The sequence below is a fragment of the Desulfosediminicola flagellatus genome, from assembly GCF_005116655.2.
In the GTDB taxonomy this organism is placed as follows: domain Bacteria; phylum Desulfobacterota; class Desulfobulbia; order Desulfobulbales; family Desulfocapsaceae; genus Desulfopila; species Desulfopila flagellata.
Map to the genome: position 1 here is coordinate 5,120,445 of NZ_CP050698.1, position 15,042 is coordinate 5,135,486.

General features: G+C 42.7%; 11 protein-coding genes. 3 read left to right on the forward strand and 8 right to left on the reverse strand.

The genetic code is table 11. The features are described 5' to 3' along the window. Positions 1–3: 3 nt before the first annotated feature. On the reverse strand, positions 4–297 hold the full coding sequence (locus FCL46_RS21225; protein WP_217909484.1) for a hypothetical protein: 294 nt from the start codon (positions 295–297) through the stop codon (positions 4–6). Positions 298–388: 91 nt separating this feature from the next. Next, positions 389–3,064, reverse strand: coding sequence for a winged helix-turn-helix domain-containing protein (locus FCL46_RS21230; protein ID WP_136809020.1), 2,676 nt, complete (start codon positions 3,062–3,064; stop codon positions 389–391). A gap of 629 nt (positions 3,065–3,693) precedes the next feature. On the opposite strand from FCL46_RS21230, the gene FCL46_RS21235 reads away from it, so the two are divergent. Continuing rightward, complete coding sequence (locus FCL46_RS21235; protein WP_136809019.1) at positions 3,694–4,320, forward strand: D-Ala-D-Ala carboxypeptidase family metallohydrolase; 627 nt, start codon at positions 3,694–3,696, stop codon at positions 4,318–4,320. 302 nt (positions 4,321–4,622) lie between these two features. Next, positions 4,623–5,072, forward strand: a complete 450-nt coding sequence (locus FCL46_RS21240; RefSeq protein WP_136809018.1) for a hypothetical protein — start codon at positions 4,623–4,625, stop codon at positions 5,070–5,072. Positions 5,073–5,132: 60 nt separating this feature from the next. On the opposite strand, the gene FCL46_RS21245 is transcribed toward FCL46_RS21240, so the two are convergent. From FCL46_RS21245 to FCL46_RS21260, 4 genes are all read right to left on the reverse strand, one after another. Next, a complete protein-coding gene (locus FCL46_RS21245; RefSeq protein WP_136809017.1) occupies positions 5,133–5,723 on the reverse strand; it encodes a hypothetical protein in 591 nt (196 codons plus the stop codon). A 165-nt stretch (positions 5,724–5,888) separates the two neighbouring features. Then, positions 5,889–7,037, reverse strand: coding sequence for an ABC transporter substrate-binding protein (locus FCL46_RS21250; protein ID WP_136809016.1), 1,149 nt, complete (start codon positions 7,035–7,037; stop codon positions 5,889–5,891). A gap of 8 nt (positions 7,038–7,045) precedes the next feature. Next, positions 7,046–8,938 (reverse strand): DUF389 domain-containing protein, encoded by a 1,893-nt coding sequence (locus FCL46_RS21255; protein WP_136809015.1) that lies wholly within the window; start codon positions 8,936–8,938, stop codon positions 7,046–7,048. A gap of 345 nt (positions 8,939–9,283) precedes the next feature. Next, positions 9,284–11,320: an AsmA family protein gene (locus tag FCL46_RS21260; RefSeq protein WP_136809014.1), complete on the reverse strand. Its 2,037-nt coding sequence runs from the start codon at positions 11,318–11,320 to the stop codon at positions 9,284–9,286. A 593-nt stretch (positions 11,321–11,913) separates the two neighbouring features. On the opposite strand from FCL46_RS21260, the gene FCL46_RS21265 reads away from it, so the two are divergent. Next, positions 11,914–13,488 carry a phospholipase D family protein gene (locus tag FCL46_RS21265; RefSeq protein ID WP_176371619.1) on the forward strand — a complete coding sequence of 525 codons (1,575 nt, stop codon included), beginning with the start codon at positions 11,914–11,916 and terminating at the stop codon, positions 13,486–13,488. Between the two features lie 271 nt (positions 13,489–13,759). Here FCL46_RS21265 and FCL46_RS21270 read toward each other — a convergent pair whose 3' ends face one another. Together FCL46_RS21270 and FCL46_RS21275 are read right to left on the reverse strand one after the other, a co-directional pair. Then, positions 13,760–14,074 (reverse strand): DUF5329 family protein, encoded by a 315-nt coding sequence (locus FCL46_RS21270; protein ID WP_167505973.1) that lies wholly within the window; start codon positions 14,072–14,074, stop codon positions 13,760–13,762. A gap of 40 nt (positions 14,075–14,114) precedes the next feature. Beyond that, positions 14,115–14,960: an endonuclease/exonuclease/phosphatase family protein gene (locus FCL46_RS21275; protein ID WP_167505972.1), complete on the reverse strand. Its 846-nt coding sequence runs from the start codon at positions 14,958–14,960 to the stop codon at positions 14,115–14,117. Positions 14,961–15,042: the final 82 nt, after the last annotated feature.

The following is a 15,042-nucleotide window of genomic DNA, read 5'->3' on the forward strand; positions in this document are numbered from 1 at the left end:
CCTTTAGTTTCCCTCCGCTTGAGAGTCCTCGGTAAGATATTTCAAATGCAGCACTGCATATCCCAGGTCATGGAGTGTGTTAAGTACTCCCAACAATACTGACTGGTCAATAATCTCACCCTGTAGAATTGTCCGGGCTACCCTGTCTTTTCCCCCTCTTGTGGTGATTGACATACCAGCCAACCTATCTGACCAGCCAATATCAAGCCGTCCCTGAATATGTATCTGATATTCAGCAGGATAGGTAATAAGAGCTTTTTGACCTTTGTCTTTTTTTTCCGTGGTTGCTGTTCCCATACAAATCAGTGTAGGAGCAATTCTCAGAAATTAAAATGTGCCAAAAAGGTGTAAAAAAGGTGTAGATGATAAGGGAAATAGATGAGTGTGACTACGAGATAATATTGAGAGACTTGGCCTTGTCTACAGCTTCACGTCGATTTTTGACCTCCAGTTTTTTATAGATGTTTGCTGTGTGCCGTTTCACAGTACCGTATGATATATACAGATTATCAGCAATTTCCTGGTTGCTGAGTCTTTCATGTAGCAATGTAATTACCTCATGCTCACGATTGGTAAAAGATGGAAATATTGACTTGCTCACTGACTCTTGAGATCTACGTTGATTTGTAACGGCTTCAGGAAAAATCGACAGCAACATTCTGGCATAACCATCAAAACGATGTTCAGTGGGAAAGTTGATCAGGAGTCCTGCCATCTCTTGCCCCATATCGACAAATGTGCGTACAAACCCCCTTGGCTCTGCGAGAGTAAATGAGTCAGTCAGTTTCTCAATGGCCTTTTCTTTTTCTCCAGATTTTTCATGAAGCAAGGCCTGCAGTGCCAGAACTTTGATCTGAAACTGGAAATTGCAAATTTTGTGAAAATATCGATCCAGTGTGGTTAGAAATGATGCTGCTTTACTCAGGCTGTCAGCCGAGCCTTCAGCCAGGTATGTTCTGACAAGTGTGAGTCTGGGAGTGTAGAAACGCAGAGCCGGGCGCATGATGGATGAATCGTATGTTTTACTCCAGGCCATGGCATCATTCAATGCTCCTAACCGCACTGCCAAATCTGCTTCGAACGCTTTGGCAACACTTAAGATATACGGGTTGCTGATATCAAGAGCAAGTTTTACAATCGCCTCCGTAACTGTTCGAGCTTTTTCAACCATTCCCATTTCGAGATAGACGTATGCCAGGGCAAATCCGCTGTGTACGTAATTATGACGATTCACGAGCTTGAGGGTTTTGTCTTTTTCCACCACTTGTGACAGATGAAAGAAAGCCGTTTCTATATCGTTCATTTCATAACTACTGACTCCTAAAAAGAAATGGGCGTGAGCCACCGTCTCTGACAACCCTAATCTTTGGCCAAGCTCCAAATATACCTTTGCTATCTGTTGCAGATCTCTCAACCTTCCATCCATCCAATAAACAAAGCAAAGAGCACTCAGTAGTCGGGCATGATATGTACAATCTTTGGATTGATTTGTGCTCAGAGCATGAAGTACCAGCTTCTGAGCGTCCAGAGTTTCACCCTTCATCTGCAGCGAAACGGCCTGAATAATTACCCCAAATCCCCGCTCACTTCCATTCTCCTCAGGGAGATATTCAAGAGCTTTTGAGGCCTGCTGTAATGCTTTATCGCCATCGCTATCGAGGTAACTTTGCAAGCTTCTGAGCACCAGAAACTCTCCCCATATCCGACCTCCCCGAGGGTAATCCTGTGGAGATCCAAGCATTATGCTTTCAATAGAGTCAAGAATCGGGTTCATCTCAGGAAAACCTATCAGGGACCAGGCTCCTATCATCAGAATCTCAGGTTCGCTCTGAAGAAGCTCGGCAGGAAGAGGCAGGATCAAGCGACGCAATTGTTGCCATTCTTCTTTTTCCATGAGTATGGATTTGTTTGCTGCAACAAGGGATACGGCAAGTCTCATGTTCCCCGCCAGCAAGGCGTGACGCATTGCATCTTCGATAAAACCGTTTTCGCTGAGCCATAAGTATGCCCGCTCATGAAGAACCGAAATTTCGTCTGAGCTGAATCGTTTTTCAAGGGAATATTGGAGAAGAGATTGGAAGAGGTGGTGGTACCTGAACCAATTTTGATGTCCATCTAAAGGGATGTAGAACAGATTTGATCTCTCAAGTTGTTGGAGAAACATCGAACCATCAACATCAGGTTGGTCACAAAGGGCCTCACAAAGTGACGCACACATCCTGTTGAGAATGGATGTTTTAACAAGATACTCCCGAATGGCTGTGGGTTGGTGTAACAATACCTCCGACATCAGGTAATCCCTAATGTCTCGAGTATCTCCCCGCATCTCCCGTGCAAATTCTTTGATATTGGCATGTCCCTTTAAACCAAGAGCTACCATACGGGTACCGGCTGGCCATCCTTCGAGTTTATCATAAAACTCCATACAGTCTTCATCTGTAATGTCACCAGCTACAACGGTTCTGAGAAACTCTCTTGTCTCGCTAAGAGAAAATTTTAAATCGGTTTGCCGTATTTCGACAAGAACTCCCTTACCACGCAGTTTTGTTAAACTCAGCGATGGATCCCTCCTGGTAATGAGAACCAGGGAAAGTGCCGGGAGGTGATATTCAAGTATGCAGTCCAGAACATAATGTATGTCAGGATCGTGGATAAATCCGTAATCGTCGAGCACGAGGTGCAATGGATGACGTATCTCTGAGAGATCATTGATGAGGTCTTTGGCAAGCTCTTCACGAGAACAAGGAACTGGTGCACTCAGCAGCGCCCTCGACCGAACGCAAGAGTTAGGCGAATTTTGTTGAATTGCCTCAATAAAATAATGGAAAAATGATACTAAATCGCTGTCGGTTTCCCCAAGAGAGAGCCATGTACTGTTGATACCAGAGCGTTCAAGCCACCTGCTGACAGTGAGACTTTTACCGTAACCTGCTGAAGCAGAGACGAGAATCAGACGATTGTTCGCGCTTTTTTCCAGCCGCTTGAAAAGCTCAACACGATCAACAAAATCATTTGGGATCTGTGGCTTAAAGAGCTTTGTGCGTAAAATTGTTTTTTGAGGCATATCAGAAGAATTCCTTTTTTACCCGTGCCTCTTAGTATCTTTGATTTTGTAATTAAACACAAGATGGAACAATGAATTTGTTGAATTCAACTCCGTCATTGGTGGCTGTTTTAACCCTCTCAAACAGGGGGTCTAACCGAAGATGGGTAGGTCAGTTATTACATAAAACAACTTTATGATTTTCTGCAGCATCCTAAACCCTTGAAGTAATGAACTACCCTATATTTCAAGCCAGGAATTTGTATAAGGAGATGCCCTTTAGCAATCATAAACACTCCTTGCAAACAGCTTTTCGACCATATTCTGATAGAAGCTCAATTAAATTGAACAGTATAGGCAGCAGTGCACAATTTGCCCAGACAAGACTCAGGGAATACACCAGAAACACGGCAGCACCCTTCTGCCTTTTTTTGCTAGGATTTTCTTTAAGTAAAATCAGGTCGCAACCCCTTCCCTACCTCTGAAAACTACCAGGTTCCTCCCTATATCTCTTCAGCACCAACTGGTGGTAGTGATTATAATAAGAAGGTTAATTTGATTATGTATTGCGCTATTATCGTTTTATCAAAAAGCGGCACGCATCAACACACTGCCTCTGCTTGACAGGCATATTGTAAAGAGGTCACACAATGTTCAGAATATTCTTAATTCTTTTACTTCTCGCCCCCGGTCTTGCTACTGCTGAGAACTTCTCAAAACTCTACGAAGACGAAACAAAAATCACCTATGACGATCTTGTCGTCGATGTAAAAGGATACAACGTTCCAACCCGCGCATCATTCAGAGCCTGGATGATGCTAAACCACGCTGAAAAACGTGTACAGGCAATCGCAGATGATTTTAAAGCCAATGACATAACAGTAACGATGCCCCTCTATCTGATTCTGCTGCAGGGTACAGATTGGGTAATGAACAATACATCCCTATTCACCCTCCCGGATAAGAAAAACCTCCCCAACATGATCAAGACGATCAAATTTATTCAAACATACATTGAGCCCGAGATAGGTATAGTTATTCCGGTATCCGGGGAAAGAAGCGGCATTTACAATTCCACTGCCGGAGGGGCAGCCCAGAGCAAACATCTCAGCTTCTGTGCCCTGGATATGGTGCCTAAGGAAGATATTACCAGAGAAGCACTACATAAAAAGTTGAAAGCTGTTCACAAAAAGCACGGGCAAAAATATAATGTGGGATTAGGTTTGTACTCAGGAGTACGATTCCACATTGATACTTGTGGCTTCAGAAACTGGTAGTAATACTAAGAGCATGCTTCATCAAGAAAACCAGAACTTGCCTCTAAGTAATCCACATAAACTAATGTCATATCATGTGTCAGATGTCCTAATGTTGCGAAGCTTTTTTCTCTTCCTGCAAGGCACAACTGATGGAGCATAGCAGCGCTATGTAACAGAAGGAGTAACGAAGTCAGGAAGTGAAAAGGGCGAGCAGAATTAGACATATGAAGCATGACAGGACACTAAGATAAATCGGACTTGCAATAGTGTATTGAGTGACAGCTCCCCCTTCTTATTCACATGACATGAGGAATTATGAAATGAAGCTAGCACCAGGCATAGCAATTTGTGTCGTATTAGTTACCACCTCCTGTGCAATGGCCTTGCCTCGGGTTGGGCAAAGACCTGAGGGAATATGCACTCGTGATCTTAACCTTTGGGGGAATGCGAGCCAATGCTCCTGCACCACCGGCGATGTCTATAATGAACGATCTGGTCTGTGCCTTCAAGGCGATAATATCGAGCAGATTACGGTGCAAGGAGCTATCATAGCTGGGATGATGGCTATAGGCGGAGAATCTACTGGTTTTTCAATAAAAACTCCTGAAGGCGACTCTTACGAGCTGATTTTAACAACAGCCGATCAAGACAAATTCACTCGGCTCAACGGAATGTGGTTCGAGGTAGAGGGTGAATTAATCACCATTGATTCCGTCAAGATTAAGGGAAGGAAAGCAATCATAGCGGATAGAATTGCTGTTCTTGAGTAATCAATTCAGACCGGAATGTACGATTACTGCCTACATCTCAAAATGTAAAATAGCCGGGAGCTAGTTTATTTCCTCAGAGTCTATAATTCTGAGCTGCCATGAAGCCTCTCCTTGGAATAGCCCGTATGTTACCTTGCGTGTCCCACCATTAGCGGACGCATTTTTATCGGTAGACAAATATACCGGGAAAGATCTAATGAGCGTATTATTCGAAAATTGGAACACATCATGTCCCATATACCCATCAAAACGTTCATCATCTTCTTGAATTTCAGGGAAATATATCATCGATAGACTTTTATCTTTGTTAGAGGCAAAGGCTACTATATTTCCGTAACTACCAGACCCACTGGATATCGTGACTATATAAAATTCGTCAAACCCGTTACCGTCAAGGTCTGCTACATGAACTGTGTGGATCGGGTCAATGTCTTTAAGATTTTCAGAGAGGTCATGCTCAAATCCTGACGATCTCAGTTGGATATTACTCAGACTTTGCCCCAAAGGATGACTCTCCTCAATAAATAGAGATTTACCCGATCGAGTTACATATTCACCCGCATATGCTTCAATGCCGTCAAGACACAGAAAAAAATAGCATGTCAGGATGACGGTCATGAGAAAAGTTAGCCTCGCTTTATTCATCTTCATATCCTTGTGTCCTGTCATGCCTCAGATGTCTAATTCTGCTTGCCCTTTTCACTTCCTGACTTCGTTAGTCCTTCAGTTACATAGCGCTGCTATGATCCATCAGTCATGCCTTGCAGGAAGAGAAAAAGCTTCACAATATTACGATATCTGACACATGACATGACACTAGTAGATTTTCACCACAGAATGCATGTCAGTCCCTTCAATAATGTTAATAAATACCGGGCGCTCTGCTCTACCATCAGGATTGATCCGTATTCGTCCAAAAAGCCCGGTAAGCGGGATGCTGCTACGTAACATTGTATTTATGCATGATCTGCTCGCACTGTCTTCACAGCGTTCCATTGCCGTCATAACGAGAGATGTACCCTCGCATCCCAAACCGGCAAAGGTTGTTCCGGGTACATCAAAAGAGCTTTCAAAAATTTCTTTTACCCGTTTTCCATAGTCAGTCATCGGCAGGTTTGATGAGTATATATCTGTAGCAAGTACTCCCTGAACATAGGTTAATTTATCAGAAAACTGGACGATCATTCTACTCAACAGATTATCAGTCACCATTCTCTGGGGATGCCAGTCTATTTCCTGTGCTGCCTGCTCAATTGAGATAATCTGCTCTGCATCAAGAGGAAGATAGAGAAATTCAACACCATTTCTTTGCAGCCGCTCGGCAATTGCAGAATAATCGTCTTCTTTCTCATTAAGAGTTATAACGGTTACACGACCACCTGCTGCCCTGTACTTGCGTTCAAACTCATCAGCCAGAAATTTTGAATGCGGATTGGTAGAATCTTTAAAAACACCCACTTCATCAATAAGTAATTCATCAATGACATAAAGCGCAGCAACAGTTCCCATCACTTTGTCATCAACTGTCACCTGAGTGATCCAATCATTTTTTACTACCTCAGGATGAGATGCGAGTACTGCAATAAGTGGTGTTTTATATTTGGCAGCTAAATCCGCCACAGTGTAGGCGGCAGTACTGCTTGAAAAGAGCAGGATTGCTGATACCTCTTCCTGCAATATCAAGCGTTGCACTGCTGAAAATGTTAATGCCGGGGTGTTTCTGTCATCAGCCTCGACCAGCTTGATTGTATCTCCATTTGCCAGATATGGTTTAAGCTGAAGAGCAGTCTTTACTCCTAGAAGACCATTTATGCCCCACCCTTTATCTTCTCCGCTAAACGGGCCGACAATGCCAATTTTAATGATTTTACCACTTGCTTGAGGCTGCTTCTGTTCGCTGCATGCGACCTGAAGTATAGTGATGCCAAGTATAATTATGCACAGCATTCGGGTGAGTATTTTCATCTGAAAGCTCAAGGGATATATATTATCTTCGCCCTGATCTCAAGATCATAGGGAAAGTTCTGCACAACCTTTCGTCTAAACTCAGTCAGGTCAAATCTGTTGAGAGTTTCACGCGCATAAATCTCGACAGTAAGTATCTTTCGATCTCTGAATTTAGTTAGTTTTGCCTGCTTTACGATTAAATACTTTTCATTGACTAGAAATCGCTCTCTCTGCCAGCTCTTCTCAAATCGTGCTTGAAACACAATTTCATCATAAGCGAGGTAGAGCGGAATGGAGATAAGGAAAAGTGACAAAATCACTACTAATATTCCACGCCTATGCCGTACAACCGGAGAGAATCCAAGTACCCTGAAAGTTATAGTTGCCGATATTATAATACCGATAAGATTTGTGGAGAAGAGCAGGAAGGCCTGTCCGAAGAAATAGAGATCCCCCCTGCCCAAACCAATACCGGCAACAGCAAGCGGAGGTACAAGTGCAACAGCAATCGCGACTCCGGCAAGACTCTGCAATATTTCCTTATATGATTTGGTATAGGCACCGGCAATCCCGGCAACAATTGCGACCATCAGATCAAGAACAGATGGGTTCAAGCGTGCTGCCATCTCCTGGGTGAATGGCTGATATGGAAAGATAAGTGTAAGAATTGCTCCGACTGAAAGGGCCAGCGCTACCCCCAGGGCAATCTTGTAGAAGGAATTTCTGAAGAGTATCTGCTCATAGCGAAGCAGGCTCATGGCCATTGAAATGATCGGAGCCATGAGTGGAGCCAGAAGCATTGCACCTATAATAACAGATGAGCTGTTGAGGTAAAGACCGACCGAGGCCAGCATTGTGCTGAGCAGCATGAGTACAATATAAATCGTATCAATTTTTGCATCGGCTCGTAGTGCCTTAAAAAGATCCCTGAACCGATCTTCAGAGGCATAGGTGAAAAATGGCACCCGCTTATCCTTTGCCTTCAATAATTCTTTACCCGCAGGCAGTGAATTAATAATTGTCTTTTCTTTACCTACATCACTTGCCTGCTCAACTGGTGTTTTACATCCATGATTAATTCGGACAGCGCCAGGAACTACGCGACATTCAAGAGGGGTGGATATCTTTATTTCACCATCAATTATGAACTTGATATCCTTTTTTGAATCCAACCTGAAATGCCGACTTTTAATAAAGCCGACAGAAGGGAGAATACGACCTGCTTTGGTAGGAGCAAAGAGCCTGTAAAGCATTAATTGCAGATACGCGATAATGGAAAATGGCGCGATCAGCAACATGGAGACCATCTCATCAACACATGAATATTCATGATCTATCAAACCGGTTGCAAAACTTTTTTCACTATTTTCAAATATCAGAACTCCACTCACCGCAGTATCGATAGTGGTTTCGTTTGTACCAAGCGTGGTAATCGTGACCGGCAGCAATTTCAGCGAGAAAAGCCGTTTTATACCCCGTAAAATAATTTTGGAAAGATGAGTATGTTGAGCATTGGCCACCAAAGGTACCCGGCCAAAGCTTCCTGTGAACAACAGTACTGTATCGTTACAGAAAACAAGGTCCATCAAATGCGGACTGCTCTGAAGAGCAAGAAGCAGAGCGTCATCAGTTTTTACGGGAAGCCGATAACTACGGATAAGTTTCTTTTGCCTAGAAAGTGGGAGAATTCCTACACTGAATCCGTATTTTTGCGCCAACTCTAAAATTGTCTTTATTTCATTAAGTTCACCGCAAACTACAGCATGGTCTGCATGTGTAACGGTTTCCTGATTGTCTGGCAGTTCTTGAATGGCAATCGAAGTAATGCGGGTTCCAACCGGATTGTTTTCTACCTGCTCTCTGTATTGTTCTCCTTCAGTAGAATAGATGAACAATGCTCTGGTGACATAACCTGCCATGATTGCCTGGCGAATTTGAAGTTACTGAGATTGAGGGCGTTGCAACTCAGAAAAAGGCGAATTCCTACTTTTGTAACTAACCTTTAAGAATTTCACCTGATATTGTCCTCTTGAAATGTGTTTCCAGCAGATTTTTTTCACATTTTTTTTTCATAATCATACAACTGTCCTGACCTGAAATACAGGCCCACTATCCGATTGTTCCGAGTTAAAAAACCTGCTGTATACATTAAAATAATCGCACGACTTTTAAGAAAATAAAAGATCAGATTTTTTATAAAGAACCACACTTCCGGACAAACCTGTATAAGTTGTAATTGAAAAGGCTTAACTCCACCTAACCCGCTATTTACACCCATCTATTTTGATTTCCGTACGATTTTCAGGACCAAGGATTACCTGACAGGCATCACTGCCATCTTCAGGAATGTTTGTTTTTACAAGGCGTTTGATTGGAGTAGTAACCGGGCTTGCAATAAACTTCACCGCAGTTCCGATGACTGATGTAACTCCTCCAACACCAAATTTTATATCATCAAGGGTACCATGAATTTCAACAGGAGTTGCCAGATTAAAGAATTCAGGTCGCTTTGGAGTAGGTGATACGGTTATATCAACACGATTGTTCTTAAAATCAACTTCACCGTCACCGCAAATTCGAATTTTGCTGGTATCGATAAAGAAGACATCAGGTACAAGCTTGCCATCAACTACAGACCACCTGCCTACAGCGCAGTTGATTTCGGATTGTTGCTCTTCAGTTGAAGAGACTACCGCTGTAATGAGGTTTACCGCCCATAAATCTATGATACCTGCTGCGATATTGTTTAATTCTCCGGAAAAATCAAAATAGCCATTACCGTTTGCCAAAATCTGGTCGACTGAGGTTGCAACTGACTTTAAATCAATATCCAGATTAACTAAGCCACCCATCTTGGCTTCCGGTTTAGAACGTCTTACCAGAATACCAATATCAAAATTTTCTATCTCAACATCAAGAGATGCATCAGACTGCTGCTTACCCGGTTTTACAGATGCCTTCATCAGAATCAAACCACCCGGAATGCTGATATCAAGCTTATCCACCGCTAACCTTCCATCAAGAAGGGTTGCTTCAAGTGTTCCTTTACCAAGTTCGTCGTTCCCGGATAGAACAGCGTCCGCCTGGACATCGAGTTTTACATCCAGCTGCGCAAGCACCTCAGGGTCTAATAATCCCAGCTTTTTCTCCTCTCCCGCACCTGCCTTTTCTTCTTCAGGTTGTTTCTCCTGCTCCTTTGTAACGTCCTGTTCTTCTTTTTTTTCTTCGCCGATCCAGGACCAGTCATCAAAGACAAAATCATCGAGTTGAATCATGGGAGATTGAAGATTCAGGGCAACCTCAACCTTATCTCCCTTTTTTATATGGGCAGTTCCATTCAAGCTGCTTGATCCGGTTTTGACAGCCAGGTTTTCCAGCTCAGCCACACCTTTTTTAAGGCGTACCCTGGCTTCAACCCCATATGCTTTCATTGGTGGAAGATCAAGAAGAAGCAGGTTATCCAGACTGTTAAGATTTTCACCGGAAATTGCAGCCTCCATTACCAGTTCTTGATGGGCTTTTTCGAGATTAACATCACCTTTAAAATTCAAAAGCGTTTCTGCCAGTTCGATATTCAATTCTAACCCGGAGCGGTTGTTGAGTAAAAACTCCTCAAGTGAAGATATTGTAAGATCCAGGTTATACGGAAAAGACTGCAACATACCGCTGGCATCCATTTTCATAGGTTCCCCCGGCAGCATGATACCATTACATTTTGTCAGCTCAAATCGGGAGAGTTTTGCTTCGGGACTTATGTAATTAACAATGATGTTATCAAATGTAAGCTTACGTACGACAAGCATATCGCTTGTCAGCTTAGCTTTCTTATCACTTGCAGTAGGTTCCGATTCCTGATCATTTTTTTCTGTCGCTTCTGATGGAGTCTTTTCAGTGGAGGCAAAAATCCAGTTAACATCCCCATTCTCAAGTTCTTCCAGGTTGATATCCAGTTCGGTTACGTGTATTTCTGCAATGTGAACTTTCTTCTGCAACAACGGAAGCAACTCAAGCTGAACCCGCGCAAGATCAAGAGATACAAAGTTTTTTTCGGTAAATTTATCTGTATTCTCAACCCGTAACCCGCGTAAGGTAAAAACAGGCTTGAGGGATGTGGATATAATGATGGAATCATCAATTCGTACCGGCTGTTTCAGTGCTTTACTCGCCAGATCCTCAATAGGAGTTTTGAACCTGGTCAAATTTACAGGAATCTGCAAAAATGTTACAGCTATGACGAAAATAATGACACACAGCAGCAATGCAAAAAACGTTCTAAATAGCCAACGAAATAAAGTTTTCATCTACTCCTCCTGATTATTTCATCGTGCTTTACGATCACAACATTGCACCTAGGAGACTGTCCGAGAATAGGGATTTTGGTCAAAATCGAGACATTTTAAAAAAATAAGCACAGTCATATAGATGATATCGAAGTCTCACTTCGTTCGCTTATCTGCGAGCATTATTTTTTGAAAATTCCGAAGAGTTTGGACAAAAGGCCATTCTCGGAGGCCTCCTAGGCAATGAGTGTCATTCGTTCAATTCTTTGTATGGATTGATAATGTGATTTTTGCAGGTAAAAAAGAGCGCACCCATGCCTAACATTATCATGAACCAGAAGGTCAAATGTCAAATAAATTGTCTTTTAAAAAAAACTTCACTCAATATGTGAAGCTATGAAAATGTACAGCAGATGCTAAATCTCTATTTGACGTATAAGCATCAGCACATATAATGACGTATTGACGTTTAGTCAGAATATCTCATATGGCTGCGACAAGAACCTGTCCCATATACTCAATAGCGTTTAGTACACATAGCTCTTCAAACTGATGTTCATCGAATTATCTGGTTAACAGTTCTATCCATGAACTTCTCACTCAGGAATATCATCATGTCATGTAATGCAATTTTTCGTGTTTCATCCGTATGGGTGATATCGTTGATAACGTTAATTGCAGGCTGTGCGCGAATGCCGGATAACTCAGGAAGATCAGTCTCCTTTGCTTACTCAAATCCAGAACAGACTACTATGGGCAGGTCTGCCGCTGAGGAACTGCAAAATCATCCCGATAAATCCGCATTTTTTTTACTTAACGACGGGCTTGATGCGTTCGTCGCACGTGGTGCGCTTGCCCAACATGCGGAAAAGACAATTGATGCACAATATTATCTGCTGCACAATGACACTGTCGGAAAACTTTTTATTGACCAGTTGCTAAAGGCCGCAGACAGGGGTGTCCGGGTCAGGTTATTGGTGGATGATATTGCTATGGCCGGCAGGGATCATATGGGTGTACTCCTTGATACACATCCAAACTTTGAAGTACGAATATTCAACCCGTTCAACAGAAGGACCAACCGAGCTATTCAGTTTATTACCGGGTTTGGCAAACAGACACGACGCTCACACAACAAATCATTCACCATTGATAATGTGGCAACAATACTCGGGGGAAGGAATATCGGGAATGAGTACTTTGTTGCTGATCCTGAGTTTGATTTTCTGGATATTGATATACTTGCAATAGGCCCAATTGCCCGTGAAGCCTCTGTGGCCTTTGATGAATATTGGAACCACGAATTAAGTTACCCCATTACGAATCTATCCGATTTCAAGGCTACAGATGAGGCGATTGACAGGGGGAGAGAAGAACTTGATAACTTTGTGATAAGCAAAAAAGACTCATGGTATCTCAAAAGCCTGAGGGATTCGAGTCTGGCAAAGTCGATTCACACCAACACAATAGAATACCTGGTAGCAAAAGGGAAAGTTGTGGCAGACAGCCCGGACAAATTGAATCAAACGACTACCGACACGACATTGCACCTTTCGAGAGAGCTGCAACCGTATTTTAAAAATATACAACATGAGTTAATCATTATTTCGCCATATTTTGTACCCGGAAAATCTGGTGTGAACTATCTGCGTGAGTTACGCAGCAAAGGTATTCGAGTGAGAATTCTCACAAATTCATATGCTTCTACAGATGTCCCTATCGTACACGCTGGTTATGCAAAATACAGATATGACCTGTTACGGGCAGGTGTTGAACTCTATGAACTCAACACAAATCTTGGAAAGAAAAAACTGCAGGTTTTCCGCGGAGGCAAAATGTACCAATCACGGTCGAGTCTTCACGCTAAAGCTATGGTGTTCGACAGAGAAACAGTTTTTATCGGTTCCCTGAATCTCGACCCGAGATCAATCATTCAAAATACTGAAATCGGTGTAATCGTTGATTCCACTGATATAGCGAATGGTCTTGTCAGTTTTTTCGATAAGGATATCGAAAAAATAGCTTTTCGATTAGAGCTGCACCACGATAATGACAATATAGAATTTATCCGCTGGCACGGATTTGTTGATGATGAGCCAATCGCCCTCTTCCCTGAACCAAACATGGGAATCTGGAGCAGATTACTGCTTAGCCTAATCGGATGGTTACCGATCGAATCTCAAATTTAGCGTTTATATACCTTTAAAGTGATTCACTTATCGCTTACAAAAAAACGGTATCGCGACAATAAATGAGACAATTATAGAGAAATCGTAATTACTTACAGGGTAAGCGACTTGGTTTTGTAAACCTCTGTATTTGTAGCTGCTTGCAGGGTGCCGGAGATTTTCGCAAGCAGATTGGTGAAGCGTATATTTCATACGTAAACCAGACTGCTTGCGGAAAGATTTGGTGCCCTGTGAGCAGTTACGAAAAATCAGCATTACAAACTGCTGTAAATCACTTAACAGCAGTTGTTCTGTGTTGCCGCAAAGCCTCAGTCAGCCACTGCTGAGATAATATTTCTTTTCCCTCGCACCGTACCGTATACGCCTTTCTCGACAGACTGCTTTTAGAGGCTATTTTTTCTATGAAAACGTCTGCAGAATTTATCCTCTTTTTTACATGATTGTATTTCATCTCCAGATGCTCCGCCGCCTCTCCTGAGTCATACTCTTTCCCATTGCGTATAAACATGCATTCACTTGTGGAAATAAATGACAAAAGATAATCAATTTCATCTGCATTTTTACACAGAGCAGGGCTTGATATCATTATTGTACTCAGCAATAACAGTATACAGGTGTGTTTCATCTCAATTCTCATGAGGTATGATTGCCAGATTCTGCTCTCCCGTAAAACGGAAAACCACTGAAATAGGGTTATGATCTGATGACTCCACCTGATATGCTGTTCGGGTAACCGGTTCAAGTCCCCGATAGAGAATATGATCGACAGCCTTACCCCAAAATGTAGTGCGGGCTCCGTCTGAAAAACCGAGTGTAGAAAGGTTGAGTTCAGCAGCAAGACTCTCTATTATTTCTGCTCGTCTATCATTCCAGTTATTGAAGTCCCCGGCAAGTATAAGCGGTCCGTCATGGCCTCGAAGAGCTTCCCGAATTTCTTCAAATTGCTCTTTATACGATTGAGTTCCGAGCGTAAAATTTATGGCATGGACATTAGCCACAACCAGCTTTTTTGATGAACCAGCTATCCGGTAACTGGTGATGACCGCAGTTTTTGGTAATCCGATCACAGGCTCTGTCTGTCGCATCCCGCATCGCGTAAGAGGTTCAATCACAGAAGCTATCAGAACACCTGTTTCAACTCCTTTATACGTAAAAGCACTGTTGAAGTCCCAAAAGGGTTGAGAGTTTTGGAGAACATCCCGTAGTGGTGTATTAAATGAGACTTCTTGCAAAAGTACTATATCCGCTTCACTGGATAGGTGAACGAGATCCTCGATTAATCCAGGTTTCCTGCTCTTGTAAATATTCCAGTCAAACACTGAGATATGGTCAGGGTTGAGACCAGTTATTGCTTTTAGGGTAGCTGCTCTACCTTCAGCGTCATCACATTCTCCTGCACTTCGAGTATACATCGGTGACATCGCAGCGGTTACAAACTGCTCCTGCCTGGGAACAAATGAGCAGCTGAACATTACACTCATCAGGAGTGAGAGTAGTACTACAGCTAATCTATTGGAAGTTATTCTAAACCTGATTATTTGGGACGGTGACACG